This window comes from Sphingomonas olei, from assembly GCF_045369765.1.
GTDB lineage: Bacteria > Pseudomonadota > Alphaproteobacteria > Sphingomonadales > Sphingomonadaceae > Sphingomonas > Sphingomonas panaciterrae.
The window spans coordinates 1-1458 of the sequence record NZ_JBIQEU010000064.1; the positions used below are offsets into that span (position 1 = coordinate 1).

The 1458-nt window shown below is 63.0% G+C and carries 1 pseudogene; it reads right to left on the reverse strand.

The features are described from left to right. Positions 1-9: 9 nt before the first annotated feature. A pseudogene (locus ACH0BU_RS18030) lies at positions 10-1306 on the reverse strand (IS110 family RNA-guided transposase). Positions 1307-1458: the final 152 nt, after the last annotated feature.

The window sequence follows — 1458 nt, forward strand, 5'->3', positions numbered from 1 at the left end:
GCCCGAACATTATCTACAGGGTCGCAGAAGCGCCCTCACGGCTCCACAGAGAGGGGTCCTTCCATCTGGTGTCCGCCCGTTCGACGAACGGACGGTACTCGGTTCCCGTCTTGATGACGGCATGCGCGACGCGCGCCATCTTGGCGGTGAGTGCGGTCATCGCCTTGCGGCGGCGATCAGGATCGTTGCTGTGTCCGGCTACATAGCGCCCCAGCTTGTCACGGAAGCTGTTGTCGCGCTGTCGGATGGCAACCTGGGTGGCCATCCAGAAGGTCCGGCGCAGCCTGGCGTTGCCGTACTTCGAGAGCTTGGTCCGGCCGCGGAAAGTGCCCGACTGGCAAGTGGCGAGATCAAGCCCGCAGAACTTGAGGAACTGGCGGTGATGGCCGAACCGGCGCAGATCGCCGACTTCGGCGAGGATAGTCAGCGCGTTGATAGGTCCGATCCCTGGGATCATGCGCAGCAGCTGGTAGTCGCGGTTCTCGGCCAGCATAGCATGCGCGGTCCGTTCAATCTCGTCGCGTTGCCGGATCAAGCTGCGCGCCTGCGCGATGACCATGCGGAACATGGCGATCGATATGGAATCCTCCTCGACCGGGAGCGCTATGGAGGCGCTAGCGGCCGCATAGATATCGTTGAGCAGTCGAGCCTTGGACACCTTGCGACCAACCAAGTCCCAAGCCTCGCGAGTGAATGCCTCCTGGCCAAGCGCGGTCATGCTGGCCGGGGTGGGGAACCGCTCAAGCAAGGCGAGGAACCAGTCGGAGCGGCTATTGCCGGCGAAGCGTTCGATCTCCGGAAAATAGAGCGGCAGATAGTGCGTCAGGAGGCGATGCCAGGTCTGGGTCTTGGCCTTGGAGATCGCCTCGTGCGTCTTCGACATCTCCTGCAGATCATTGATGCCGGCGGCAAGCGGATCGACGTAGCGCTGGGTCGCGCCGATCCGGAGCATGTGCAGGATCACCTGCGCATCCTTGCTATCGTTCTTGTCCCAACCATTGTGCAGCGCCTCTCGGGTCCGGGCCAGTGCGACGGAAGAAATCAGGCGCAACTCGAAGCCCGCAGCGAGCAGACGGTGCGCCAGGGTGCGGTGGTAGTTGCCGGTAGCCTCGAAGCCGACGATGATCGGGCGCCCGATATCGCCAAGATCGGTTGCGAGGCGATCATAGTCTGCCTTGGTCGCCATCACCGTCATCCGCCGTCGGCGCCCGCCTTCGGGGCGCTCGATCAACACCTCCTGGCGATGCTTGGACATATCGATGGCTACCAGCACGGCGTCGGCGGGAGTAAATGTGCGCTTGGTCATGGTCGGTCCGTCTCCAAAGTGTTGAGTCGACAACTTCACTCTAGAGACCCGCTGGCCGGTCATGACCGCCTTGATGAAGCCGGCGGGCGCTACGCGCCCTTGTCTCCATCAAGGCGACGCGGCCCTTCGAGAGGCCGCTTCCCAATGTGCTA